We start from the raw sequence: 23,342 nt of genomic DNA on the forward strand, positions 1-23,342 counted from the left end.
AAACAAGCCGAACACACCGAACAAGCCGAAACCAGGAGTTCCCGTGCCTGAGCACACGTTCCGCCTCAACGGCGAGCAGGTCACCGTCGAGGCCGCCGACGACGAGCGGCTGCTGTGGGTGCTGCGCGACATCCTCGGCGTGACCGGGCCGAAGTACGGCTGCGGCATCAACGTCTGCAAGGCCTGCACCAGCCATGTCAACGGCAAGGCGGCCAACCCGTGCGCCATACCCGTCAAGGACCTGCGGCCCACCGACGAGGTCACCACCATCGAGGGGCTCCCCGCCACCGTGGGCGCGGATCTGCACCCGATGCAGCAGGCCTGGCTCGACCAGGACGTGGTGCAGTGCGGCTACTGCCAGCCCGGCCAGATCATGGCCGCCGTCGCACTGGTCCGCCGCGTCGCGGAGGAGGGCCGCCCGATCACCGACGCCGACCTGGACGGCCTGCGCAACATCTGCCGCTGCGGCACGTACTTCCGCATCCGTGAGGCGGTCAGGGCGGGCGCCGAGAAGATGTGAGAGGGCATCGCCGGGTGAGGGCTCATGGCCGGGTGAGGACCGCGGCCGCCACGTGGTCGCGGAACCAACGGTGGCCGGGGTCCGCCGAGTTGCGCGGGTGCCAGGCCATCCCGATGTCGAGCGGTGCCAGGTCGAGGGGGATCGGGAAGGTGCGAAGACCCATGGCCTCGGTGGTGTCGGGGAGCCAGTCGGCCAGGGTGAGCGAGACGAGGTCGGTGTTGCGGGCGAGCATCATCGCGCTCGTGTGACTCGGTACGACGACGGCGACCCGGCGCCGCAGCCCGAGTTCCGCGAGCTCGTCGTCGATGAGCCCGAGCCGCTTGCCGTGCCGGGAGATGCCGATGTGGTCGGCCGCGGCGAAGCGGCGGGCGTCGATCCGCTTCCCGAAGAGCGGGTGACCCCTGCGGGCGACGCCGACCAGCGTCATGCGGGTGAGCCGGCGGGTGTGGATCTCGGGGTCCAGGTGCCCCAGGACGCCCAGTTCGACGTCGACGCGGCCCTGCCGCAGGGCGGGCCCGCCCTCCACCGACTCCGGCAGGAAGACCACGTCCACGTGCGGGGCTTCCTTGTGGATCCGCTCGGTGAGGGGCCCGGCAAGGCCCGCGAGGACCAGGTCGGCGGCCTGCACGGTGAAGGTGCGCTGGAGATGCACGGCGTCGAATCCGGCTCCGGGCCGCAGGACGTTGTCGCAGCCGCGCAGCAACGCGGCGACCTCTTCCCGGAGTTCCAGGGCGCGCGGGGTCGGGACCATCTCCTGGCCCGCGCGCACCAGCAGCGGGTCACCGACGGCTCGGCGGAGCCGGGCCAGCGTGCGGCTGGCCGCCGCGGGGGACGTGCCGAGCCGCTCCGCGGCACGGGTCACGCTGTTCTCCCGGAGCAACGCGTCAAGGGCACGCAGCAAGTTGAGATCCATCAACGCTCCTGACCTGCGTTATTACGTATGCGGCAAGGATTGTGTGCTCATCTTTGCATTGTGGCGGAATCCTTCGGCGCGGAGGGTGGAGGTGTCCGCGAAGAACGCCTCGTCCACCGTCGATGTCGTCGACCTCCCGACGCTGGGGAGCCTGACCCGGCTGCACAGCTCCGAGTTCGGCGAGTCCGGCGCCCACGGCCTGGCGTACGTCCCGCGCCCCGCCTGACCTCCACGCCCCACTTCACACAGGAGAAGAGCACAACCATGATCGTCATCACCGCACCGACCAGCGCCATCGGCCGCCTCCTCGTGGACGACCTGCTCGACCGCGGGGAGCCGCTGCGTCTCGTCGCCCGCGACCCCGCGCGGCTCGAGCCGAGGGTTCGCGAGCGGGCCGAGATCGTCGAGGGCTCGCACGGCGACGCCGCCGTCATCGACCGTGCGTGTGCCGGTGCCGATGCCGTCTTCTGGCTCGCCCCGGCCGACCCCGCCGCACCCAGCGGCGAAGCGGCCTTCGTGGACTTCACTCGCCCCGCGTGCGAGGCGTTCACCCGTCACGGCGTCAAGCGCGTCGTGGGCATCTCGGCGCTCGGCCGCGGCACGCCGATGGCCGAGCGTGCGGGCCTGGTGACGGCGTCGCTGGCGATGGACGACCTGATCGGCGCCTCGGGCGTCCCCTACCGGGCCGTGGTCTGCCCGTCGTTCATGCACAACCTGCTCCACCAGGTCGACGCCATCAAGGGCCAGGGCCTGTTCTTCACGATGGCCGACCCGGACCTGAAGAGCCCCACCGTCGCCACCCGTGACATCGCCGCCACCGCCGCACGGCTGCTGCTCGACGCAGGGTGGGGCGGGTCCGGCGAGGTCGCCTGTCTCGGGCCCGAGGACCTGTCCCCCACCGCGATAGCGCAGATCATCTCCGAGGTCCTCGGCATCGAGGTCGGCTTCCGTCAGATAACGGGAGCGGCGCTCAAGCAGCGCATGACCGGTTTCGGGATGACCGGAACGATGGCGCAGGGCATGGTCGACATGTTCGACGCCAAGAACCAGGGCCTCGACAACGCCGCTCCGCGCACCGCGGAGTCGACGACTCCGACGACGTTCCGGCAGTGGTGCGAGGAAGTCCTCAAGCCGGCCGTGACGGGCTGAGTCATTTCCGCGCCGATGTCATTCGTCGGCGCGGAATTGTGTGCGGCACGCGAAAGCACCGGAATTCGAGGAAATCCACTTCATGGAGTGCGACCGAATTCACCGCCGACCGTCCGTCAGGCGGCGAACCCCACATTGGTGACGTACTCGTACTGCCCCCACTGGGAACCCAGATCCACGATCTGCTCCACCCACGCCTCGTCGAGGGCCTGGTCGTCGTCGGCCGCCCAGGCCTCGACCAGTCGGTCCCAGTGGCGCACGTTCAGGCTCCGGTACTCCACGACCCGCTGGCGCGGCCTGGACACCTGGGACTGGTTGAGCGGGTGGATCTCGACCCGCGTGCCGCGGCCCTGGGCGTTCAGGCGGCCGAGGAGGTAGCGGGCCACGTTCTGGCGGCGCACCGCGCGGTAGGCGACCTCGACGCGCTCGAGGTTCTTCCTGGACGGCTTGCGCCCGCCGTCGAGCCACGCCTTGAGGGTGCGGGGGGTGACGGTGAGGCCCGCGGCGCGGGCGGCGGCGCGGGCGTGGTCCGTGCGGGTCAGGTAGTGCAGCCGGGCGAGCAGGCCTCGGGGGGCGGTGACCGGGGTGGTGAAGTAACCGGCGAGGGAGTCCAGCCGACGGGCGACGGCCTCATGGCCTTTGACGCCACGGGCGCCGTACTTCCCGAAGTCGCGATTCCGCTCCGACACCTGTACCCACCCTCCGCGGTTGACGGGACTTCATGGACCTGTGCTGCAGCGCGGCTCAAGGCTACCGGATTGCCGGGTGGAGAGAATCAGCGATTCATTTCGGTTCTGCCAAAGTGAGCGCCTGGAGCCTTTTCCGGAACCGCGACGGCCACCGCGACCGCGACGGCCATGACTGCGAGCGCGACCAAGGAGACCAGGACAGCCATGAGCGACCCCCGCCGCATCGACATCCACCACCACCTCATCCCGCCCGACCGCGGCCGCGCCATCGCCGAGCGCGCCGTGGCCCTCGGCTGGCCCGCGCCCGCCTGGGACAAGGACAGCGCCTTGGCGATGATGGACCATCAGGCCATCGCCGTCGCCGTGCTGTCGTACGCCGCTCCCCTCACCGCCCCCGACGACACCTCCGCGGCGCCCGCCTCGGCCCGGAGCGTCAACGAGTACACCGCCGAGCTCGTGAAGGACCGGCCGGAGCGTTTCGGCCACTTCGCCGCCCTGCCGCTGCCGGATGTCGACGCCGCCGTCGCCGAGGCCGCGTACGCCTTGGACGAACTGGGCGCCGACGGCGTCATCCTCATGTCCAACATCGGCGGCCACTACCTCGGCGAGGACGTCTTCGAGCCGCTGTGGGCCGAGTTGGACGCCCGCGGTGCCGTCGTCCTCGTCCACCCCACCGCGCCGCCGGGACCGATGGTCCCCGGCCTGCCGTCCCCGCTGGTCGACTTCCCCCACGACACGACCCGCACCGCCCTGCACATGGCCGTCAACGGCGTACTCGCCCGGCACCGCGAGGTGAAGGTGATCCTGCCGCACGCGGGTGGCTTCCTGCCGTACGCCGCCCAGCGCTTCGCCGCGGCCGCGCGGCTGAGCCCCGACACCACGCCGGAGAACCTCCTGGAGGACCTGCGCCGCTTCTACTTCGACACCGCGTTCAGCGCCGCACCGGCCACCCTGCCCTCGCTGCTCGCCTTCGCCGCCCCCGGGCACATCCTCTACGGCAGCGACTTCCCGATGATCCCCACGGAGTGGGCCGCCGTGCACGACACCGCTCTGGAGGAGTTCCCCCACTGGGATCCCGGGCAGCTCCACGCCATCCACCGCGCCAACGCCGAGGCCCTCATCCCGCGGCTTGCGTCCGTCGGCTCCTGAGGTCGTTCGTCTCCCGAGGTCGTTCCTCGTTCTGTCCGGTGGGCGACGTGCCGTCGAACGTGTCGTGTACGGCACATGCATGCTCTGTCGCGCCTACAACCCCGGGTGCCGTACCGCGTGTCGAATCCTGCGTCGACGTCCTCGCCGCCGTCGGCAGGACCGATCACGACCTCAACGGATCACGACACCAACGGAGTTCACGTGCAGATGCGTCTACGTATTCCGGCTGCCCGGCTGACCGCGACCGCGGCACTCGCCCTGGCCACCATCGCCGTCGGCACGGCACCCGCCCACGGGGCGGACACCCCGGGCACGCCGAGCGACCCGCCGCCCGGCGACTTCACGGTGACCCTCTCCACCACGCCCACGGCCACCGACTACGCCCACCGCACGGTCGACCTCACCGGCACCGTGACCCGCGCCGACGGCACGCCCGTGGCGGAAGCGCCGGTCAAGCTCGGCAAGGACGTCCTCTACAACACCTGGAACCCCTGGGGCGACCCCATCGACCCGACCGAGCGGGAGCACCTCGACCTGGGCACCGTACGCACGGACGACAAGGGGCAGTTCACGCTGCCGAGCGTCCGGGCGGACCGGTGGCAGGACAAGGGCAGCCTCTTCCTGGCCCCCCGCCATCAGGTGGAGTTCCAGGCTTCGTACGACCCGGGCGACCCCGACGACAACTACTTCTTCTACGCCTCCACCAGGGTCCGTGTGCAGCCCGTCGCAAGCGCCCTCACCTACAAGGTCAACAAGACCAAGGTGCGCGCCGGCGACACCCTCGTCGTGAAGGGCAAGGTCACCTGGCCCACCGGGCACGGCCCGGTCGCCGGAACCCGCGTCCTGCTGCGTACGTACTTCGAGTCCGAGTACAACGCGCAGACCACCACCGACGCCCGCGGCAACTTCACCGTGCGCGCCAAGATCCGCGGCTACGACAAGGAGTTCGTGCTCTTCTCCGCGCCCAAGGACTATTACGTCGCGGGCGCGAGCAAAGATCTTCCGGTCAAGAACGTCACCACTCCCTGACGGGCCCGGCTCCCCGGCCGGCCACGCCCACTGGCCGGCCGGGGCGGGCTCTCACACCTTCCGCCAGCGCGCACTGGCCCAGGAGAAGACGCCGAACGCCACGAGCGCCAGCGCCACCGCGACGAGCAGCCACGGTCCCGCCGGGGTGTCGCGGAAGGAGCGCAGGACGTCGTCCATGCCCTTGGCCTCGCCGGGTTCGTGGCGTACGGCGGCCACGAGGACGAAGGCACCGGCCGCCGCGAAGACACAGCCGCGGCCGAGGCCGCCCACCATCCCGAGCACGTCCACGGTGTGGCGCAGCGGGGCGGGCATCTCGCTCATCCGCAGGTGCTTGCGGTACTTGCGCAGCATCGCCCGCCCGGCGATCCACAATCCGGCCGCGATGATGCCCGCGCCCGCCGCGCCGACGATCCACTGTCCCGAGGGCCAGTCGAGCGCGGTCGCCGTGACGTCGTCGCTCTGCCGGTCCGACGAGCCGCTGCCGCTTCCCTTGTCCCCCGCCACGTACGCCAGGACGGTGTAGCTGACCACGCCGTAGAAGACGAACCGGCCCGCCGACGCCAGGCGCTTGCGAGCCTTGCGGCCGTCCTGGCCCGCCTGGCCGAACAGCGCCTCGGAGAGCCGCCACAGGGCCATCCCCGCGAGGGCGAGACCGAGGAGCCACAGCAGGGCGTTCCCGAACGGCTTGTCCGCGATCTCCGTCAACGCGCCGCCACGGTCCGCCTGTTGTCCGCTGCCGTCCTGTTGTCCACTGCCATCACGCTGCCCGCTGTCGTCGGTCAACGCGATGCGCATCGCGAGGAGCCCGACGAGCGCGTACAGAACGCCTCGGGCGACGAAGCCCGCCCGTGCCGCCGTCTCGACGACCCGCCCCTTGGCCAGCCGCCGCACCTGGTTCGTCCCGTTCTGCACCGCACCATCTAAGCCCATGGGTCGGCGAGTGCCCCTATGGCCCTCGGCGATGCGCGTGGCGGTCGCCTTGAAGGGGCCGGGACGGGGTACCCGGAGGGGACGGCAGGTTTCGCCATCCAACGGCAGATCACGCAAACCATGTGAGGGTGCGTCATGTCGGATGCTTCCGTACGAGCTGTCGGGTGGGCCCAGTCCTTTCCCGTCTCCCGAGGCGTCAGAGCGGGGCGGGAGTGGGCCCGTGCCCACATGGAGAACCTCGGGTGGACGAAGGCCGACCCGGATGCCGTCGACTCCGTCGTCCTCGCGGTCTCCGAGCTGGTCACCAACGCCCATCACCACGCGCACACCAGCGCCCAGGTCGTGCTGACCTGGGACGGGCAGGGGCTGCACCTGAGCGTGCACGACTCGGGGCCGGGGGCACCGACGCCGCGGGACGCGGACGACAGCAGCGTCGGCGGCCGCGGCCTCGCCATCGTGGAGGCCCTCGCGGACACCTGGAGCGTCCACCCGACGGCGGACGGCAAGACCATCACGGCCTGCTTCAAGGCGCCCGGTGCGGGGCGGTGTTCGCAGAGCACGCGGTGAGTCGGGCGCGTTTCAGCCTTCAGCCGACGGCCAGGGCGTACGTGGTCTCAGTTGACGACGTTGACGACGTTGACGACCAGGGCGTACGTCCCGATCCCGATGAGGCGCTCCCCCGCGAGCTGCTCGCCCCGGCTGGACGTCAGCCTCTCGACGCGGCCCGTCCCGGTGTCGAACGTCAGGTCGTCCAGAGTGCCTATGTCGTGGCCGAGGTCGGTCAGCAGTCGCTTGCCCAGCAGGCTCTGGCTCTCCGACGCGGCGGGCGAGTCGGCCGTGCCCAGCGATACCGGCCGGTCCGCCGTCACGATCACGGCGTCCGGCCCCACCGCGTGGATGTCGGCCCACGCGATCACCTCGTCCTCGGTCTTGGCGTCCCGCAGGCACAGGGCGGCGATCCGGCTGTGGGAACGGCCGGGGTCGTGGGACGCGTCCAGCACGAGCCCGTCGACCGTCCCGAGGCGGGCGGCGCCGGCGGCGTCGACGACCGAGCGCCCGAGGAGCTGGGTGAGCACCATCATCACGCCCTGTTCTCCGTCGCCTGCCCCTTCCGCTTCCTCGCCCTTCCGCATGTCGTGCTGTGACTCGATTCCGCGCCGCGCCGACCCCTCGGCTCCGCGCTCCGCCGCCCCCTCAGCTCCACGCCCCGCCGTCTCCACTGCCCGCAGCCGTGCGACGACATGGTCGAGTTGGACCCGGTCGGCGGCCAGGTTCTCGGTGTCCTCGGCGGGCACCAGAACCGTGTCGCCCGTCATCGCCACCGGGCCGGGCAGCGCGAGGTAGACATCGCGCTCGTGGTGGCCCAAGGCCTCGTTCGACGCGATCTTGACGCCGACGACCTCACCGCTGCGGCCGGAGACGACCACGACGTCCAGCACGGTGCCGACGGCCACACCGCGGTCGGTCAGCACCTTGGTGCCGTGCACGAGGCCCGCGGCGGCCTCGGCGCCGGAGGCGACCGCCGCCCTGTCGGCCAGTACGTCCGCGTCCGGGATCATCAGCGCGTCCGGGCCGAGCGCGTGCACTCCCGTCCACGGCAGACCGCGGTGCAGCGGACCGGAGAAGATGCCGCGCCCGGCCAGCGTGAATCCGGCGACGCGCGCGCTGCCGCCGTCGAACACCGTGTCCTTGATCTGGGCGACGGCCTCGCCGCCCAGCGTCACGACCGGCCGCTTGGCCAACTCCGAGACGAGATACAGCTCCCTCATGACATCCTCCTGCGCCCGCGGCCACCGCGCCGCACCACGATCACACGCCCCCTGCGGCGACGCGCCTGCACCCCCGCGATCAGCCCCGTCACCACGACCACGCCGACCACGCCGAGCACCGCCCACATCCACAACTCCATGACCCACCTCCCGGATCCGTCCCACCGACCGGCGCCCCGTCCCATCGACCGGGCCCGGTCGAGCAGCAGGACCCCCGAGTACCCCGCTTCGCGCGCCTTAGTGAAAGTCGCGGACGACGGGGGCGGGCGGCGCCGCAGGTCTGGACTTGACCGCACGCCCTCTCTACGCTCTGCCGCACCACGATTGAGAGCGCTCTCATCCACTCAACTCCGCTCCACCACCCCCCTGTTGGAACGACGAGAGGTCCCCCTGTGAGACGCAAAACCACCGCACGTCTCGGCCTTTCCGCCATGCTCCTGATGGCCACCGGCGCCGGAACCGGCCTCGCCTCCACCGCTGCCGCTGCTCCCGTCCCCGCCCCCAAGTCCCAAGCCCCCGCTTCCGCAGGCCTGTTGGACGCCATGCGGCGCGACCTCGGCCTGAGTCCCGCCGCGGCGCGCGAGCGGCTCGCCGACGAGCGGCGGGCCGTCAAGACCGAGCGCGCGGCCAAGAAGGCGGCGGGTTCCTCGTACGGAGGCGCCTGGTTCGACGCCGAGCGCGGGCGGCTCACCGTCGCCGTCACCGGTCGGCAGGCCGCCGAAGACGTACGCGAGACCGGCGCCGACGTCCGGCTCGTCCGGCACAGCGCCGCCGAGCTCAACGCCGCGAAGACACGCGTCGACAAGCTCAAGGCGCCTGCGGATGTGGCCAGTTGGCGTGTGGACGCCAAGGCCAATCGTGTCGTCGTCGACGTCGTCGCCGGACATCGCGCCGACAACGATGTCAAGGCCTTCCTGCGGAGCGCGCGGGCCACGGCGCCGGTCGAGGTGGGAACGGTTCCCGAGGGGCCGCGGACGTTCGCCGCCGGGACCGTGGGCGGCGACCCGTACTACACCGGCAACGTCCGCTGTTCCATCGGCTTCTCGGTGCACGGCGGCTTCGTCACGGCCGGGCACTGCGGGCGCGCGGGCGCGGGCGTGCGCGGCTGGGACGGCTCCGACATCGGCACGTTCCAGGGCTCCTCGTTCCCCGACAACGACTACGCGTGGGTGTCCGTCGGCAACGGCTGGTGGACCGTTCCGGTCGTGCTGGGCTGGGGCGCCATCCCCGACCGGCTGGTGCGCGGCTCGGCCGAGGCGCCGGTCGGCTCGTCGATCTGCCGCTCCGGCTCCACCACGAAGTGGCACTGCGGGCAGCTCCTGGCCAAGAACGAGACCGTCAACTACTCCGACGGCACTGTCGTGCACCAGCTGACCAAGACCAGCGTGTGCGCCGAAGGCGGTGACTCGGGCGGCTCGTTCATCAGCGGCGACCAGGCCCAGGGCGTCACCTCCGGCGGCTGGGGCAACTGCGGCAGCGGCGGGGAGACGTGGTACCAGCCGGTGAACGAGATCCTCAACCGCTACGGGCTGACCCTGCACACCGCCTGACCCCGCACACTGCCTGATCCGCGCCGCGTCGGTGACTCCGAAGTCCTGAGGCCGGAGTCACCGACACGGTCCCGTTCAGCTCATCAGCCCGTTCAGTCCTTCACGGCGTCCATGACGTCGTCGAGGCGTACGAACTTGAAGCCCGTGGCCTCCCGGCCAGACTCCTGCGGGGTCTCGTCGCCGTCCTGGACGACGAGCAGGCCGTGCGGATACTCCGCGCCGAGCGGGGCGTTGAGCGCGGCGGCGCCGTCACACTCCTGCGCGCCGTCGAGCGTCCCGGAGGCCGCGGTGACGCGGAAGCCGCCCTCGTACTCGTTGTCGTCACCGCGTTCGCGGTCGTACGCGGCGAACGTGTCGTCGCCCTGGCTGGAGGCCAGCACATACCCGTCGCCGTCGGGCTCGGTGACCAGCGTGAGCCCTTCGACGTCGGCGGCGAGCCGCTTGCCGCCGAAGCCGGGGTCGGCGCCCGGGGCGCACTCCTCCGTCTCCTCGTCGTACGTCCCCGGCACGCCGTACTCACGCACCTTGTCGATCAGAGCGGGCGTTCCGGTGAGGTCGGCGTCGAGCCGCCAGAGGCCGACGTCCTCCTGGCCCGCGTACAGCGTGCCGTTGGCCGGGTCCACCACCATGCCCTCGACCTGGGGCAGTTGGCCCGGTTCGCCGCACGGCGTCCACGAGGAGCCGTCGGGCAGCCGGAAGGACGACGGCAGGTCGAGGGTGCGGAGCTTGCGGTAGCCGACGGTGCCGGAGCGGCCGGGGAGCAGTTCGAGGAGGGCTATCCGGGTGCGCTCGCGCTGACTGACCACGGCGTACGAACGCCCGGTCTTGCGGTCGGTCCAGGTGGCCAGACCGTAGGCGGTGCGCTGGTCGTTGATCTCGTCCTGGCCCGCGGAGAAGACGGGCGCCGCGGCCGGGTCGGTGACGTCGGTGAGCGGGCCGCCGGGACGGTCGCGGTCGACGCGGTAGAAGCGAAGGCGGTCGTTCCCGCGGTCGCTGGTCACGGCGAGGTCGGCGCGGCCGGTGGACAGCTTGAGTCCGTGCACCAGGTCGACGTTGTTGAAGCGGCCCGGGGCGTCGCCGGGCGCCGGTCCCGCGGGCGCGGGCACGGACTGGACCTGGCGTGCGTCGAGGTCGTACGCCCGCAGGCCGCCCTCCTTGGCGGTGGCGACGACCAGGCTGCGGCCCGGCTCCGCGGTGTCGCGCCAGATCGCCGGGTCGTCGGCGTCCGCGTTGCCGCCCGCCTCGTCGTCGTACAGCGGCGGCGTCTCGGCCCTGGGCGTGAGCGCGGGGAGTGCGCTTGGCGTGTGCGCCTGTGCGGGCGCCGTCGCGGCGAGCGCGGCAAGCGCGGCCGCGACGGTGAGGACGCTCGGTCGCCGGATACGGGACTGGGGCACGGATGGGCTCCTTCGGTTCATGGCAGCGCAGCTCTTTGCGGGCACGCAGGGTCTTACGTGCTCATGGAGAGTTACGCGCGGGCGTACGCGCCCGGAAGGAGTGATGGCATGCGCATTACATACGCGTGTGGGACGCCTCGACCTGCGCCAGCGACCACAGCTCCAGATACGCCCGCTGGATGAACGTGCCGGTCACGGCGGGCGTCGTGTTGGCCAGGGCGGTGAGGGCCACGCCCGTCTGCGAACTGAAGCCCGCGAAGGTGGTGAAGCCCCGGGTGCCGCCGGAGTGGTGGTAGAGGTCGCGGCCGGGGCGGGGCCTGATGTTCCAGATCAGGGCGATGCGTCGGCCGGTGCGGGGCAGGGCGACGCGGGGTGTGGTGACGTCGGCGAGCGCGGTGCGCAGGGTGCCGGGGACGGTGGGGGGCGCGGCGGCGGGGTCGATGAGGGCGTCGAGGGTCGTGAGGAGGTCGCGGGCGCTGGACCGGCCGGCGCCCGCGCCCGGCATGGCGGGCATCTGCCAGAGCGGGCGCGCCCGGCCGTGCCAGTAGCCGGTGGCCTGCGGCTGGTCGGCGGCGCAGCTGGTGCGGGTCAGGCCGAGCGGGTCCAGTACGCGGGCGGCGAGCAGCGGGGCGAAGGTGCCGCCGGGGCCGTGGGCGGCGCGGGTGAGCAGGTTGCCGAGCAGGCCGACGCCGAAGTTGGAGTAGCGCACGCGGCTGCCGGGGGCGGCGCGCGGCCGAACGCGGGCGAGCGCCCGGTGTAAATCGGCGGCGGAGAAGTCGGCGTACGGATTGCTGAACCAGGCGGGCGCGCCCCTGCGCAGGAGGCCGGGCGGCAGCGAGGGCAGGCCGGAGGTGTGCGTGGCCAGGTGGATCAGGGCGATGGGGGCGTCGCGGAGGTGCGGGGCGGCGGTGCGCGGCAGGAAGCGCGTGATCGGGTCGTCGTACGCGACCTCGCCGCGCGCGACCATCTCGGCCAGGAGCAGCGCGGTGAACGTCTTGGTGAGGGAGCCGATCTCGAAGCGTGTGTCGGGGTCGGCCGGGATGTCGCCGCGCAGGGTGGTGGCGCCGGTGGCGAGGAGGGCGTGTTCGGGGCCGCGCCGGACCGCGAGGGCGACCGCGCTGGCCCCGGGGGCGGTGCTGCGCAGGGCGGCGAGCAGGTCCGCGGCCCAGGCGGGCGCCCCCGCGCTCACCGCGGGTCCGCCGCTCCGCCCAGCGTGCGGGAGACCGCGAGGGTGCCGGCGATCGCGGCGACGACGGCGGTGTGCTGGTGGTCGTTGAACCGCTGTGCGGGGTCGTCGGGGACGGGGTCGCCGTCGCGGGGCACGAGGCCGTCCGGGTGCTGGGCGCGGGCGAGGCGCTCCCAGTCGGCGGGCGCGCAGTACGGCTCCTTCAGGCAGCAGCCGACGATCATGAGTTCGGCGACCAGATCCCACTGCTCGATCTCGGCCCAGATGTCGATCCACACGGGCAGCCAGGTGGTGACGTACTCGGTGAGGTCGTCGGGCAGGCCGGTGGGGTTGGCGCCCCAGTCGGTGAGGTGGAAGACCGTGTGGGTGACGCAGTAGCCGGTCATCCAGTCGACGAGCCAGGGCTCGGGGGTGGCGCCGAGCCAGGTGGCGCGCGCCAAGGTCGGCCAGTCGTAGGCATGTCCGCCCTGGTCGAGGCCCACGACGCGGGCGGCGTTGGCGACGGCGAGCCTGCGGTTGGGGACGACCTCGACGGCCCGCACCGAGCGCAGGGCGCTGGTGTGGGCGAGCAGCCGCTCCAGGGGTTCGTGGCGGAATCCGCAGCGGGCAAAGGGGGCGTACGTCTCCAGCGGGTCGGTCATCATCGAGTACCGCAGCAGCCGTTCGTAGAGCATGTCGCCCTCGCCGAACTGCCGCCAGCAGAACTCCATCAGTTCGTGAGCCTGGCTCAGCTCGACGCTGCCGGCCGCGGATTCGCGCAGGACGAGGGAGGCGGCGAGCGCGGTCTCGCCGAGGGGTTTGTAGACGCTGTCCGGGTCGCCGAGGTCGGCGGTGGTGTCGGCGGGCAGCACGCCGCACTCCCGCTGGGCGTGCAGCCAGGCCAGGGCCTGTGCGCTCACCTGGTGGGCGGTCTGCGTCACGGACGCCGTCATGGGGCCTCCAGTCCGAGCAGCCGCCGGGCGATGGCGGCGTCGAGCGCGAGCCGTGGGCCGCCGCCGTGCAGACGGAGGTGCTCGACGAGCGGTACGGGGTCGAGCGGCAGGCGTACGCCCTCGGCGTGCAGCAGCGCGAGCCAGCGAACGATGCGGGTGGCGGTGGGGAAGTCGCGGCGCAGCACGGCGCGGGTGGCTCCGCGTGCGAGGGCTAGCGGGGCGGCGCGGGCCGCGGCGTGCACCGGGCCGTCGAGTGCGGGGAGGGCGAGCGGGGAGAGCTGGCTCATGCGGACGGACCAGCGCTGCCAGTCGGTGTGGTCCGTGGGCGCGCCTTCCGGGCGCGGCGCCAGGGTTCCGTCCCCTTGCGTCCCGGTGAGGCGGGCGAGGAGTGCGGCGGTGGCCCAGTCCCGCCAGGCGACGATCCAGGGCTCGGCGGGCCCTGACGGCGGCGGGTCGGGTGTGCTCACCGCGGGCGGGAACACGGCGAAGGACTGGCTCACCGCGGCCGCGTCATCGGGATGGAAGACTGCTTCCGCCAGCAGGTACGGGGCGAAGGCGTCGGCTCCGACGACCCGGATCGCGGCCAGCGCCGCCTTGGGGTCGTCCGCACGCTCGACGTGCTCGGCCAGCAAGGCCGTGCCCTCGACACCGCGCAAGGCATCAAGGGCACGAAGAGCCAGGTCAGCCGCCGAAGCGGCGTACACCGTCTGCGACCGATCAGGACTCACTTGCCCTTCGGCTCCTTCGGCTCCTTCGGCGAGATGAGCAGCCCCAGGAGGAGCGCTCCCGTGGCCTCCGGCGCGTACGTCGGCGCGTCGCTCAGGACCGCCTCAGGCTCCACCATGGCCGTGCCGAGCGCCGTGGCGTCCGTCGGAGTGACGAGAAGCGGTGTGTGCTGAGCAAGCATCAGTGCCTCCTCATGTAGACGTCGCCACCATGACCAGTGACGCCCGCCCTCGCACCATTTTAGGGTAATTCCTCATTATTGTCTGTTTAGTTCGCGTGGCGGCGAGGTGGGGCGGCGGAACGCCGGCACCTCACCCTGCCAACTGCGTCAGCGCCCCCGTGAAGCCGTCCCACGCCGACTGCGTGTCGGACGTCCGCCCGTGCGGACCGCGGAACCACCGCACGAACTCGGCCACGTCCAACAGGCTCCACCGCAGCCGGTAGAGCTCGAGGGCCTCGGCGTCGAGGGCGCGGCCGGTCAGCTCGGTGTAGTGGGTCAGGGCCGCCGGGTCGTCCGCGAGCAGGGACAAGTCCCGCTCGGGGACGGCGAGTCCCACCGTGTCCCAGTCCACGAGCAGGTAACCGTCGTCGGCCTGGACGAGGTTGCCGGGGTGCGGTTCGCCGTGGGTGACGACGAGGGGCGCGGCGCGGCGGCGTACGTGTGCGGCGAGCGCGTCGAAGTCGGCCAGGCGGGTGCGGAGTGCCGTGGCGTGGTCGGCGAGGAGGTGGCGGGCGGGTTCGGCGAAGGGGCCGCCCGACCAGGGGGTGGCGAGGTCGCGCAGTGCAGTGTGCACGGCGGTCAGTCCGGCGGGTTCCAGCGGGGTCGTCGGTGTGCTGTCCGGGGGCGTGCGGCTGTGGAGTTGGGCGAGCAGGGCGAGGACGCGGTCGCGGTCTGCGTCGTCGAGCTTCTGGCCGAACTCGCCTGTGTGGCCGTCGATGTGAGGGAAGACGGTGAGTGCGTACCGTGCGCCCAGGGGGACGACTGGGCTGTCGTGGGTCACGTCGATGACGTCGGCGACGTCTGCGGTGGCAATGGGAGTGACGGGTGTGATGAGGGCGGTGGGCGCGATGGGCGCGACCACGAACCGCAGGCCGTCGCGCTCCCGCAGTGCCACCGCCGTGTCCATGGCCTGCCGCAGCCCCTTGAGCGCGGCCTCCGCACCCGCCCCGCAGTGTTCCTTGTGCTCCAGGTCGGAGACGGTGACGAACCAGTGTCGGTCGTCGTCGCCGGTGACCTTCCAGTGGTAATCACCGAAGCCGACGGGGGCGTACGTCACGTCGGTTGGCGTGATGCCGTATGCCGCCAGGCCTCGAAGCAGGGTCGCGTCGTGCAGATCGTCGGGAAGTGCCTTCATGCGCGCACGCTAACAACTGCCTTGGGACGGCGGGCAGTTGTTTTCCTGGGGGGCATCCAGGGCGCCGGTCAGGCGTCCACCGTCCGCCGGAGCACCGCGTCCACCGGGCCCACGGCGTCCTCGGTGGCGAGCCGGGCCGCGAGCGTACCGGCGCGTTCCCGGTACGACGGGTCGCGCGTGGCGCGCACGAGCGCGTCGGCGAGGCGGGCGGCGGTGAGCTTGGGCAGGGGCAGCGCGCACGGTGCCGTACCCAGTGCGGTGAGGCGCGCCGCCCAGAAGATCTCGTCGAACTGGACCGGGACCGGCACGGCGGGCACTCCGGCGCGCAGGCCCGCGGCAGCGGTGCCCGCTCCGGCGTGGTGGACCACCGCGGCCATGCGGGGGAACAGCCGGCTGTGCGGCACCTCGCCGATGGTGAGGATGTCGTCGCCGGTGGCCGTCAGACCGGCCCAGCCCTGCTGGATCACTCCGCGCAGGCCCGCGGTGCGCAGGGCGCGGACGATCTGGTCGGTGAACCGCACGGGATCCGGGACGGTGGCGCTGCCCAGGCCGATGTAGACCGGCGGAGGCCCGGCGTCGAGGAAGTCCTCGAGCTCCGCGGGCAGTTGACCCATGTCGTACGGCCACCAGTATCCGACGACGTCGAGTCCGGGCCGCCAGTCGGCGGGCCGGGGCACGATGTGCGGGCTGAAGCCGTGCAGGACCGGCCACCCTTGGCGTTCGCGGGCGCGACGGGTTGCCGCGACACTGCCGGGCGGAAGGCCGAGCTGCGCTCGTACCCCACGCGCGGCGTCGGTGAAGATCCGCTCGATGACCGCGTTGACGGCGTGCCCGGCCAGCCGGTTGCCGGTGGGCCCGAGGGAACGCAGTCCGGCCATGGGAGGTGCGAACTCCCGTGTCGGGTGCATGGGTTGAAGGTTGACGCCGACACTCGGCAGCCCGAGGCCCTCGGCGATGGAGCATCCCAGCGGGGCGACCGCGCCCGACAGCACGAGCACGTCGCTGCCCTTCGCCGCCTCGACGAGGCCGGGGGTCAGCTCCCCCGCCACCGACTTGGCCATTGCCATGACACGCAGCAGCTTGCCCGTGCCGGTGCCGCTGCGGTGCAGCCCGCGGCCCCGGTCCGAGTGCAGCTCCGCCCTCGGGTCGATCGGCAGGGCGTGGAAGCGGACGCCGGAGCCCTCGGTCAGGTCCGCGAACAGCCCGTGGGTCACCAGCGTCACGTCGTGCCCCGCACCCACGAGCGCGGCACCGAGCCCGGTGAAGGGAGCCACGTCGCCCCGTGAACCTGCCGTCATGATCGCAACACGCACAGACAGCAGTATGGCCAGCTCATGGTGCCGCACGGGCGGCAAACGCGCGGGTCGGCCGGTATCCGCTCCTGTGCCTGGACGTCCCCCGGGCGAGGGTGCGCTCAGTGGCTGCCCAGCGGCTTGCCGTACTTCTGAGCCGTGGAGAGGTAAGGGAGGCCGAGCGTGCGGGGTGAGAAGGCCGTCGAGCTGTCGGCCGAGCCGCCGGGGAGGAGCCATGCGGCGCCCAGGGAGGCGTTCTCGCCAGGGGATCCGGCCGTGACATCCGGTACGCGGTCGGCGTTGTAGTCGCCCGTGGCGACCGCCGCGCCGAAGGCGTCGCCCGCTTCGGCGACGCCCGAGACGCGGGGTGTGTCCTGGTTCCAGGAAACGGACCTGGCAGCGCCTGCCGCGTCGAGCAGGCCCTTCGCGCCGCCGCGGAGCAGCCAGGCGGCGCCCGCCCGCGCTTTGCTTCCGATGGCCTCGCCGGGGGCGCCCGCGATCAGGTCGTCGCGGCCGTCGCGGTTGACGTCGGCGACGGCGAGGGCGGCGCCGAAGCGGTCGCCGTCCTCGGCCACGCCGGGGACGCCCACGGTGTCCTGGTTGAGGGTCTGGGCGCGGGTGCCGAACGAGCCGCTCGCGGGGCTTCCGTAGTGGACGTGGACGCCGCCGCCCTTGGCGAGTTCCTCCGGGCCGCACGGGTCGTCGATGTTCTCGTCCGCGATCTCACGGCACTCGCCGAGCGCCAGGTCGTCGTGGCCGTCGCCGTCGAAGTCGCCGGCGGCCAGGGCGGTCACGCCCGCGTTGTCCGTGTTCCAGAAGTTGGCCATCTCGGACCGGTCGGCGTCCCACCTCCACAGGCGCACGTGGGACTGCGTGTGGGGGACGCCCGCGGTCCAGTACGCCACGGCCAGGTCCGCCGTGCCGTCGCTGTCGAAGTCGCCGGTGGCGAGGACGGGGGCGCGGCCGCCCATCGGAGCGGCGACGACGGTGGTGACCATGCTGTCCTCGCCCACGATGACCCGAGCGACGACCTTGTCCGTGCCGCCGACCACGATCGCCTTGTTGCCGCCACCTGTCAGGTCGGCCGCCACGACCGATTTGCCGTACGCAGCCGACGGCGACGGCCCGGTCAGGACCGTCGACCCCGGCCCCGGCCCGCCCGTCGAGCCGCCCACGACGATGACCATGCCCGCGTCCGTACCGCGGTCGGTGACGTCCTCGCCGGGAACACCGGCGAGCAGTTCCGCGATGCCGTCACCGTTGAGGTCCGTCAAAGCCACTGACGCACCGAAGCGGTCGCCCGCCTCCGGGGTCCCGGGAACCTCGGGAGTGGCCTGGGTGACACGGATGCTTCCGTGGGCACCGACGCCCTTCGGACCACCCCGGACGACGTTCACGTACCCGGCCTTGGCCTTGCCGCCGACGGTTCCCTCCGGGACGCCGACGGCGAGGTCCGCGTAGCCGTCGCCGTTGAAGTCGCTCGTGGTGACACGGGGTGCGGCAGCGGTGGCACCCACCGGGATCACGAACCCGGCGGTGACCGCGGCGGCGACTGCGATGGCGTACGTCAGGGTGCGGCAGCTGTGCGACACGGAGGCTCCCACTCGGTCGACGGTGTACGGCTTATCGGGTGTGACCGTCGAAGGGCGGAGCTGGTTGTACGGAGTTCACCGGCGCGGCCGCCGGAACGGCACTCGCCCTACTCCGCCGGGAACAGCCGCAGCTTCGCGGTGTCCCCCGCGATGGCGAGGACGGCGATCGACAGCTCGTTGACGGTGGAGGGGCCGCCCTGGTCGGGGCGTTGCCCGAGCAGGCTGGAGGTGAAGCCGGTCGCGTCTACCGAGGTCAGGTCCACGCCCTTGGCGCCGACGGCGCTCACCGTGAACAGTCCCGCCCGAAGGCCGGTGGCGGGTGGGATCTGGGTGCCCTTCTTCACGACGACCGTGCAGGTTCCGTCCGCGCACGCCCGCAGTTCGGCCGGTGTTGACGGCTTCATCGGCTTCAGCTCGGTCGGTGACGGCGATGAGGAGGGCTTCGTGGGCGTTGGCGAGGCGGGCGACTGTTCGGGCGAACGCGAGGGTGTGGTCGGCGCCGGCGCCCCCTCATCGTCGCCCGAGTCGGAGCCGCAGCCGGTCAGCGCGGCGGCGAGAGCCAGGAGGGCGCAGACGGTCCCCGCCGCGCCGCGCGCCGCGGACAGCCCGGCCGTACGGCGGCGGGCCGATGTTTCCGATGTGGTCATGGGGTCGTCGCTCGTGGTCATGGGGCCGTTCTATGCGTGGGTTGCCGGGAGGGGTCCCGCGCGCCCTCACCTGCCTGTCACCCCTGTGTCGGCCGAGCCTTCTTCCGCCCGAACGAACCTCACCCCGGCCCCGTCGGCGTATGCCGCAAGTACGCGAGTACCGCGCTCACCCGCCGGTGCAATTGCGGTATTTCGGCGAGGCCCAGCTTGGCGAACGTCGAGTTGACGTGCTTTTCGATCGTCGACTCGGACAGTCGGAGGGCTTCGGCGATGGCCCGGTTGGTCTTGCCCTCTGCCATGTGGCGCAGGACGTCGAGTTCCCTGCGGGTGAGGCGGGACAGGGGTGCGTCGGCCGTGCGGGCGTGGCTGCCCATGAGGACCTCGACGATGCGGGGGTCGACCACGGAGCGCCCGGCGACCACCTCGTGCAGGGCGCGCAGGAGTTCGTCGACCTCGCCGATGCGTTCCTTGAGGAGGTAGGCGAGGCCGTCGGTGCCGCGCCGGAAGAGGTCGAAGGCGTAGTTCTCGTTGGCGTGCTGGGAGAGGACGACGACGCCGATGCCGGGGTGGGCCGCGCGGATGGCGTGGGCCGCGGTGATGCCCTCGGTGTGGTGGCCGGGCGGCATGCGGATGTCGGCGACGACGACGTCGGGGCGGAAGCGTTCGACGGCGTCGAGGAGTTCGTCGGCCGTGCCGACGGCCGCGAGGACCACAGCCTCGCCGGTGTCCTCCAGGAGCCGTCGGGTGCCCTCGCGCACCAGGTAGTGGTCCTCGGCGATGACGACGCGCAGTGGGGCGGCGATGCTCGGTGGATCAGGCATGGGTCTCCTCGGGTCGGACACAGCACTCCTCGGGTCGGGCGGCGCAACGCTTCTCGGGTCGGGTGCAGCACTTCTCGGTCGGGCGCGGGATTCCTCAGGGCCGCCGTCACGGAGTTCCTCGGTTCAGGCCCGGGACTCCTCCCTCACTTGTTCCGGGAGCCGGGCGCGGATCACTGTGCCGGTGGTGGTCCGGAGGCCGTTCCCGGCGCCGTTCACAGTGCCGGTGCCACTCCCGTTTCCGGTGTCGCTCCCGGTGCGGCTCGTGATCGTGAGCTCCCCGCCCACCGCCTCGGTGCGGTCCCTCATCCCGGTGAGGCCCGAGCCGTGGGTGGTCGCCGTGGGGAAGCCCACGCCGTCGTCGGCCACCTCGACCTGGAGCCGGCCGCCGTCACGGGTGATGCGTACGGCGACGTGCTTGGCGTCGGCGTGCTTGAGGACGTTGGTCAGCGCCTCGGAGACCAGGTAGAAGGCGGATTCCTCGATGTCGAGGGCGAAGCGCACGCCGCTCAGCGACGACTGGCTCTGGACGGTGACGGGAATGGGCATCCGGCGGGCGCAGGACGTCACCGCGGCGACGAGGCCCTGGTCGGTGAGGACGGGCGGGTGGATGCCGTGGGCGAGTTCGCGGAGCTCGTCGATGACGCGGTAGGCGTCGTCCTGCATGTCGGTCAGCGCGGTGTCGATGTCGCCGCCGCGGTTCAGCCGGTTGCGCGCGAGGGCCAACTTGGCGACGAGGGCGACCAGTTCCTGCTGGATGCCGTCGTGCAGGCGGCGTTCGATGCGGCGGCGCTCGGTGTCCTGGGCGTGCACGATCCGGGCCCGTGAGGCGGTCAGTTCGGCGGCCTGCCGCTGCACCTCCTCCACGCGCGCGCTCAGCTCGGCGGCAAGGCGGACGTTGTGCACGGCGAGGGCGGCGGACCGGGCGAGGGTGCCGCCGATGTCGTGGTCCTCCTCGATGCGACGGCCGTCGGCCTTGGGACCGTACTCGATGAGGCCGAGGGCGTCCTGGCCGTAGAGCAGCGGGAACTCTTCGCAGGGCCGCGCTCCCGGGGGCGGTTCGCCCGCCTCGGCGACGTACAGAGGAAGACCGTCACCGCCGAGCCGGACCCGCACCCAGCTCAGCCGGAGGCCCTCGCGCAGGGCGGTGGCGAGCTGCGGGGCGAGCCGGTCGAGGTCGTAGGCGTGCTCCAGGGTGGTGCCGAACTGCACGAGGAGCTCGAACCTGCTCAGGCGCTTGCCGAAGACACGCTGCTCGACCAGGGCGTTGAGCCGGTCGCGCAGCGGCCGGAACAGCGCGGTGGCGACGACGGCGATCAGCAGGGACAGGCCGACGGGGAGGTACAGGCCCGCGGTGAGCCCGAGGGTCAGGGCCATGCCGAGGTACCAGCTGTTGATGATGAGCCACAGGGAGCCGTAGACCGCGGAGCGGCGCAGCTCGATGTCGACGCCGAGCAGGCGGTGCCGGAAGGCGGCGTAGACGAGGGTGACGGCGATCGACACGTAGGGCAGGGCGCCGAGAAGAGCCCCGATGAAGTAGAGGATGCCGTCGTCGCCCTGCCAAGAGCGGAACAGCCGGGAGGATGCGCGGGCCAGCAGGACGGCGGCGGCGAGGGAGGCGAAGGGCAGCAGCGCCGCGATGTCGGGCCGGCCGACGGATCTGGCGCGCAGGCAGCGCAGTACCAGAAGGGCGGCCCCGAGACCGGGCAGCCAGGCCTCGGGGTAGTAGAAGACGACGAGGTTGACCGTGACCATCTGCATGCCGGCCACGGGAAGCAGCAGCGGCAGGGCGACCAGACCCCACAGGGCTCCCAGGACAAGGCGTTCGTGGCGGAAGACGTAGCGGCCGTCGGGCAGCAGCGCGAGCAGCCGGACGACGAGGATGCTCACCGTCAGATCGCACAGCCTGCTCAGTATCTGCAGGCCGAAGTCGAGCGCCAACGGCACGCCCGCGACCTCGACGCGCAGGTCCCATCCCCAGCCGCGGATCATCAGCGCGGAGGTGTGCCGGACGGCGACGGCGATCGACAGCCAGGTGCCGGTCAGGAGAAGGCGGCGGGCGACGGGGCTCGACGGGGCGTGCCACCAGGTGAACAACCCGGCGAAATAGCACGGGAGTACGGAACCGAGGATCCACGGAAGAATGTACCGGTTCCGCAGCTGCGTTGTTCCGATAAGCGTTGCCCAAAGCATGCACACTCCGCCGCACACGGCGACGAGGCGCATCCCCCTGCTTCTGGCTGCCACGGGCGACATTATCGGCGGCCACCACGACCAGCGTCCACAGAGATAATCCACCGTCGTGCATGGAGGAAAACCTCTATGCGGTTTGGGGGGTGCCCGGGTGCCCCCGGAATGTCGCGGCGGACAAGACTCTGAACGCAATCGCAAGGGCGGATTCTTCGAGAACGGGTGGCCGTCATGAGTCGTTGCTCCGGTCCGGAAGTGGTCGTGTGGGACACCACGTACGCCTGTCCCCTGCGCTGTTCGCACTGCTACTCGGAATCGGGCAGGCGGCCGTCGCGGCAACTCGCCCCGGAGGACATGCTGCGGGTCGCGGACGCGCTGATCTCGCTGGGGCCGCGGGTCGTCGCGCTGTCGGGGGGCGAACCGCTCGTCGTCCGGGGCGTGTTCGAGGTGGCGGAGCGGCTGCGCGCGGCCGGCGTCAAGCTGTCGATCAACACCAGCGGCTGGGTGATGAACCGGGCCCTCGCCGAGCGGCTCGGGGACCACTTCGACGAGGTCATCGTCAGCCTCGACGGGACGACGCCCGAGGTGCACGACCGGATCCGCGGCCGCAAGGGCTCCTTCGACCGGGTCCTCGCGGCCCTCGCACTCCTGGACCGGATGGCGGGTGACCGAGGCGCGGCCGGGCGGGGGCGGCCGCGCCTCGGCATCGACTGCGTCGTCATCCGCAGCAACTTCCCGCAGTTGGAGGACTTCGCGGCCGACATCGTCCACCGCTTCCCGCACCTCAACACCCTGGGGTTCAACGCGGCCGTGCCGGAAGGGCTCGCCAGCCGCCCGGAGTTCGGCGTGCACGAGCTCATCGACGACGATCAGGTCGCCCGGCTGACCAGTGCGGAGCTGCGCTCCCGGCTGCGCGAGCTCGCGCCGCCGTCGGTGTCCGTCCACGCCACGGACAACCTCAACCTGGTGATGCACCCCGAGCGGGTGGCCAGCGGCGTCGACACCCCGGTGATGCAGGTGGAGCCCGACGGCCGGGTCCGGGGGATCCCGGTGTACGAGGGGACGGTCGGCAGCCTCCTGGAGGTGCCCGCCGCCGAGTTGTGGGAGCGCACGCTCGACCGCCTTGAGGACCCCTTCGTCGTCGAGACGCTGTCGTCCGTGAACTCCATGCAGACCTGGGCGGAGGCCGTGCGGCGCATGGACCGCCGCTTCGGCTCACCTGAGGACATCGCGCGCATCGACCGGCGGTCGGTCCGCACGAATCCTCCAGAATTCGTGATTCCGGTGGGGGCGGCCTCGGCGGACGCTCCCCGGCCGCCGGAGCAGCGCTCCGCGTGACGGCTCGGGCATTCCACGGCTTTGCCACCAAGGCCCGCTCGTAAGTCTGTTCGCCTTCCCGCGACTTCCCTCCACTTCCTTCGAGCTGCTCCCCTCCACTTTCCGGCCGATCACCGCCTCAAGCGTGGCTGGATCCCGCCCGACGCCCGTCCGTATTCCGCCCGGGTTCTCCCC

General features: G+C 72.0%; 24 protein-coding genes. 8 read left to right on the top strand and 16 right to left on the bottom strand.

From position 1 onward, the window contains the following. The first annotated feature begins 43 nt into the window (after nt 1–43). Nucleotides 44–520, top strand: coding sequence for a (2Fe-2S)-binding protein (locus IEY91_RS22210; RefSeq protein ID WP_164316972.1), 477 nt, complete (start codon nt 44–46; stop codon nt 518–520). Between the two features lie 22 nt (nt 521–542). Here IEY91_RS22210 and IEY91_RS22215 read toward each other — a convergent pair whose 3' ends face one another. After that, nucleotides 543–1,433: a LysR family transcriptional regulator gene (locus IEY91_RS22215; protein WP_189175391.1), complete on the bottom strand. Its 891-nt coding sequence runs from the start codon at nt 1,431–1,433 to the stop codon at nt 543–545. A gap of 91 nt (nt 1,434–1,524) precedes the next feature. Here IEY91_RS22215 and IEY91_RS42370 point away from each other — a divergent pair, with 91 nt between their 5' ends. Next, on the top strand, nt 1,525–1,659 hold the full coding sequence (locus tag IEY91_RS42370) for a hypothetical protein (protein ID WP_268240897.1): 135 nt from the start codon (nt 1,525–1,527) through the stop codon (nt 1,657–1,659). A 38-nt stretch (nt 1,660–1,697) separates the two neighbouring features. Then, complete coding sequence (locus IEY91_RS22220; protein ID WP_189175392.1) at nt 1,698–2,582, top strand: NAD(P)H-binding protein; 885 nt, start codon at nt 1,698–1,700, stop codon at nt 2,580–2,582. A gap of 116 nt (nt 2,583–2,698) precedes the next feature. Here the strand turns inward: IEY91_RS22220 and IEY91_RS22225 are convergent, their stop codons facing one another. Continuing rightward, nucleotides 2,699–3,271 carry a transcriptional regulator gene (locus IEY91_RS22225; RefSeq protein WP_189175393.1) on the bottom strand — a complete coding sequence of 191 codons (573 nt, stop codon included), beginning with the start codon at nt 3,269–3,271 and terminating at the stop codon, nt 2,699–2,701. Nucleotides 3,272–3,475: 204 nt separating this feature from the next. Between IEY91_RS22225 and IEY91_RS22230 the strand changes: the two genes are divergently transcribed. Then, a complete protein-coding gene (locus IEY91_RS22230; RefSeq protein ID WP_189175394.1) occupies nt 3,476–4,420 on the top strand; it encodes an amidohydrolase family protein in 945 nt (314 codons plus the stop codon). A gap of 207 nt (nt 4,421–4,627) precedes the next feature. Next, nucleotides 4,628–5,449 (top strand): acyl carrier protein, encoded by an 822-nt coding sequence (locus IEY91_RS22235; RefSeq protein WP_189175395.1) that lies wholly within the window; start codon nt 4,628–4,630, stop codon nt 5,447–5,449. Between the two features lie 51 nt (nt 5,450–5,500). Here IEY91_RS22235 and IEY91_RS22240 read toward each other — a convergent pair whose 3' ends face one another. Next, the gene (locus IEY91_RS22240; RefSeq protein WP_189175396.1) at nt 5,501–6,379 is read right to left on the bottom strand and encodes a DUF1206 domain-containing protein; all 879 of its coding nucleotides are present in this window, start codon (nt 6,377–6,379) and stop codon (nt 5,501–5,503) included. 135 nt (nt 6,380–6,514) lie between these two features. Here IEY91_RS22240 and IEY91_RS22245 point away from each other — a divergent pair, with 135 nt between their 5' ends. Next, on the top strand, nt 6,515–6,946 hold the full coding sequence (locus IEY91_RS22245; RefSeq protein WP_189175397.1) for an ATP-binding protein: 432 nt from the start codon (nt 6,515–6,517) through the stop codon (nt 6,944–6,946). A gap of 47 nt (nt 6,947–6,993) precedes the next feature. Here IEY91_RS22245 and IEY91_RS22250 read toward each other — a convergent pair whose 3' ends face one another. Both IEY91_RS22250 and IEY91_RS22255 read right to left on the bottom strand, forming a co-directional pair. After that, nucleotides 6,994–8,148, bottom strand: coding sequence for a PRC-barrel domain-containing protein (locus IEY91_RS22250; protein WP_189175398.1), 1,155 nt, complete (start codon nt 8,146–8,148; stop codon nt 6,994–6,996). Continuing rightward, nucleotides 8,145–8,288: a hypothetical protein gene (locus tag IEY91_RS22255; RefSeq protein ID WP_189175399.1), complete on the bottom strand. Its 144-nt coding sequence runs from the start codon at nt 8,286–8,288 to the stop codon at nt 8,145–8,147. The genes IEY91_RS22250 and IEY91_RS22255 overlap by 4 nt, the downstream gene beginning before the upstream one ends. A 252-nt stretch (nt 8,289–8,540) precedes the next feature. On the opposite strand from IEY91_RS22255, the gene IEY91_RS22260 reads away from it, so the two are divergent. After that, nucleotides 8,541–9,698, top strand: coding sequence for a S1 family peptidase (locus IEY91_RS22260; RefSeq protein WP_373287998.1), 1,158 nt, complete (start codon nt 8,541–8,543; stop codon nt 9,696–9,698). A 92-nt stretch (nt 9,699–9,790) separates the two neighbouring features. Here IEY91_RS22260 and IEY91_RS22265 read toward each other — a convergent pair whose 3' ends face one another. From IEY91_RS22265 to IEY91_RS22315, 11 genes are all read right to left on the bottom strand, one after another. Then, nucleotides 9,791–11,113 (bottom strand): phytase, encoded by a 1,323-nt coding sequence (locus tag IEY91_RS22265; protein ID WP_189175400.1) that lies wholly within the window; start codon nt 11,111–11,113, stop codon nt 9,791–9,793. Nucleotides 11,114–11,207: 94 nt separating this feature from the next. Further along, nucleotides 11,208–12,281: a serine hydrolase domain-containing protein gene (locus tag IEY91_RS22270; protein ID WP_189175401.1), complete on the bottom strand. Its 1,074-nt coding sequence runs from the start codon at nt 12,279–12,281 to the stop codon at nt 11,208–11,210. Continuing rightward, nucleotides 12,278–13,210 carry a DUF6895 family protein gene (locus IEY91_RS22275; protein WP_189175402.1) on the bottom strand — a complete coding sequence of 311 codons (933 nt, stop codon included), beginning with the start codon at nt 13,208–13,210 and terminating at the stop codon, nt 12,278–12,280. Before IEY91_RS22275 ends, IEY91_RS22270 begins: the two co-directional genes overlap by 4 nt. Continuing rightward, entirely contained in the window at nt 13,207–13,866 is a 660-nt protein-coding gene (locus IEY91_RS22280; protein WP_229697154.1) for a hypothetical protein, read from the bottom strand. The genes IEY91_RS22275 and IEY91_RS22280 overlap by 4 nt, the downstream gene beginning before the upstream one ends. Nucleotides 13,867–13,934: 68 nt before the next feature. Continuing rightward, nucleotides 13,935–14,117 carry a hypothetical protein gene (locus IEY91_RS22285; protein WP_164316995.1) on the bottom strand — a complete coding sequence of 61 codons (183 nt, stop codon included), beginning with the start codon at nt 14,115–14,117 and terminating at the stop codon, nt 13,935–13,937. Nucleotides 14,118–14,247: 130 nt separating this feature from the next. Beyond that, nucleotides 14,248–15,291: a phosphotransferase family protein gene (locus IEY91_RS22290; protein WP_189175404.1), complete on the bottom strand. Its 1,044-nt coding sequence runs from the start codon at nt 15,289–15,291 to the stop codon at nt 14,248–14,250. 68 nt (nt 15,292–15,359) lie between these two features. Next, on the bottom strand, nt 15,360–16,589 hold the full coding sequence (locus IEY91_RS22295) for a glycosyltransferase (RefSeq protein ID WP_189175405.1): 1,230 nt from the start codon (nt 16,587–16,589) through the stop codon (nt 15,360–15,362). A gap of 116 nt (nt 16,590–16,705) precedes the next feature. Further along, entirely contained in the window at nt 16,706–18,175 is a 1,470-nt protein-coding gene (locus IEY91_RS22300; protein WP_229697155.1) for an FG-GAP-like repeat-containing protein, read from the bottom strand. A gap of 107 nt (nt 18,176–18,282) precedes the next feature. Further along, nucleotides 18,283–18,843, bottom strand: a complete 561-nt coding sequence (locus IEY91_RS22305) for a hypothetical protein (RefSeq protein ID WP_189175406.1) — start codon at nt 18,841–18,843, stop codon at nt 18,283–18,285. Nucleotides 18,844–18,941: 98 nt separating this feature from the next. Continuing rightward, entirely contained in the window at nt 18,942–19,643 is a 702-nt protein-coding gene (locus IEY91_RS22310; protein ID WP_189175407.1) for a response regulator, read from the bottom strand. 123 nt (nt 19,644–19,766) lie between these two features. Beyond that, the gene (locus IEY91_RS22315) at nt 19,767–21,737 is read right to left on the bottom strand and encodes a sensor histidine kinase (RefSeq protein WP_189175408.1); all 1,971 of its coding nucleotides are present in this window, start codon (nt 21,735–21,737) and stop codon (nt 19,767–19,769) included. A 324-nt stretch (nt 21,738–22,061) separates the two neighbouring features. Between IEY91_RS22315 and IEY91_RS22320 the strand changes: the two genes are divergently transcribed. Beyond that, nucleotides 22,062–23,168, top strand: coding sequence for a radical SAM protein (locus tag IEY91_RS22320; RefSeq protein ID WP_189175409.1), 1,107 nt, complete (start codon nt 22,062–22,064; stop codon nt 23,166–23,168). The last annotated feature ends 174 nt before the right edge of the window (nt 23,169–23,342 follow it).

The sequence above is a fragment of the Streptomyces lasiicapitis genome, from assembly GCF_014646335.1.
Classification (GTDB): Bacteria; Actinomycetota; Actinomycetes; order Streptomycetales; family Streptomycetaceae; genus Streptomyces; species Streptomyces lasiicapitis.

What these genes read in the sequence shown, in the direction of transcription:
- IEY91_RS22230 (WP_189175394.1), top strand. Translation starts at nt 3,476, where the DNA reads ATGAGCGACCCCCGCCGCATCGACATCCACCACCACCTCATCCCGCCC.
- IEY91_RS22290 (WP_189175404.1), bottom strand. Translation starts at nt 15,291, where the DNA reads ATGAAGGCACTTCCCGACGATCTGCACGACGCGACCCTGCTTCGAGGC.
- IEY91_RS22250 (WP_189175398.1), bottom strand. Translation starts at nt 8,148, where the DNA reads ATGAGGGAGCTGTATCTCGTCTCGGAGTTGGCCAAGCGGCCGGTCGTG.
- IEY91_RS22255 (WP_189175399.1), bottom strand. Translation starts at nt 8,288, where the DNA reads ATGGAGTTGTGGATGTGGGCGGTGCTCGGCGTGGTCGGCGTGGTCGTG.
- IEY91_RS22305 (WP_189175406.1), bottom strand. Translation starts at nt 18,843, where the DNA reads ATGACCACGAGCGACGACCCCATGACCACATCGGAAACATCGGCCCGC.
- IEY91_RS22295 (WP_189175405.1), bottom strand. Translation starts at nt 16,589, where the DNA reads ATGACGGCAGGTTCACGGGGCGACGTGGCTCCCTTCACCGGGCTCGGT.
- IEY91_RS22235 (WP_189175395.1), top strand. Translation starts at nt 4,628, where the DNA reads ATGCGTCTACGTATTCCGGCTGCCCGGCTGACCGCGACCGCGGCACTC.
- IEY91_RS22310 (WP_189175407.1), bottom strand. Translation starts at nt 19,643, where the DNA reads ATGCCTGATCCACCGAGCATCGCCGCCCCACTGCGCGTCGTCATCGCC.
- IEY91_RS22265 (WP_189175400.1), bottom strand. Translation starts at nt 11,113, where the DNA reads ATGAACCGAAGGAGCCCATCCGTGCCCCAGTCCCGTATCCGGCGACCG.
- IEY91_RS22220 (WP_189175392.1), top strand. Translation starts at nt 1,698, where the DNA reads ATGATCGTCATCACCGCACCGACCAGCGCCATCGGCCGCCTCCTCGTG.
- IEY91_RS22215 (WP_189175391.1), bottom strand. Translation starts at nt 1,433, where the DNA reads ATGGATCTCAACTTGCTGCGTGCCCTTGACGCGTTGCTCCGGGAGAAC.
- IEY91_RS22320 (WP_189175409.1), top strand. Translation starts at nt 22,062, where the DNA reads ATGAGTCGTTGCTCCGGTCCGGAAGTGGTCGTGTGGGACACCACGTAC.
- IEY91_RS22275 (WP_189175402.1), bottom strand. Translation starts at nt 13,210, where the DNA reads ATGACGGCGTCCGTGACGCAGACCGCCCACCAGGTGAGCGCACAGGCC.
- IEY91_RS22285 (WP_164316995.1), bottom strand. Translation starts at nt 14,117, where the DNA reads ATGCTTGCTCAGCACACACCGCTTCTCGTCACTCCGACGGACGCCACG.
- IEY91_RS22245 (WP_189175397.1), top strand. Translation starts at nt 6,515, where the DNA reads ATGTCGGATGCTTCCGTACGAGCTGTCGGGTGGGCCCAGTCCTTTCCC.
- IEY91_RS22240 (WP_189175396.1), bottom strand. Translation starts at nt 6,379, where the DNA reads ATGGGCTTAGATGGTGCGGTGCAGAACGGGACGAACCAGGTGCGGCGG.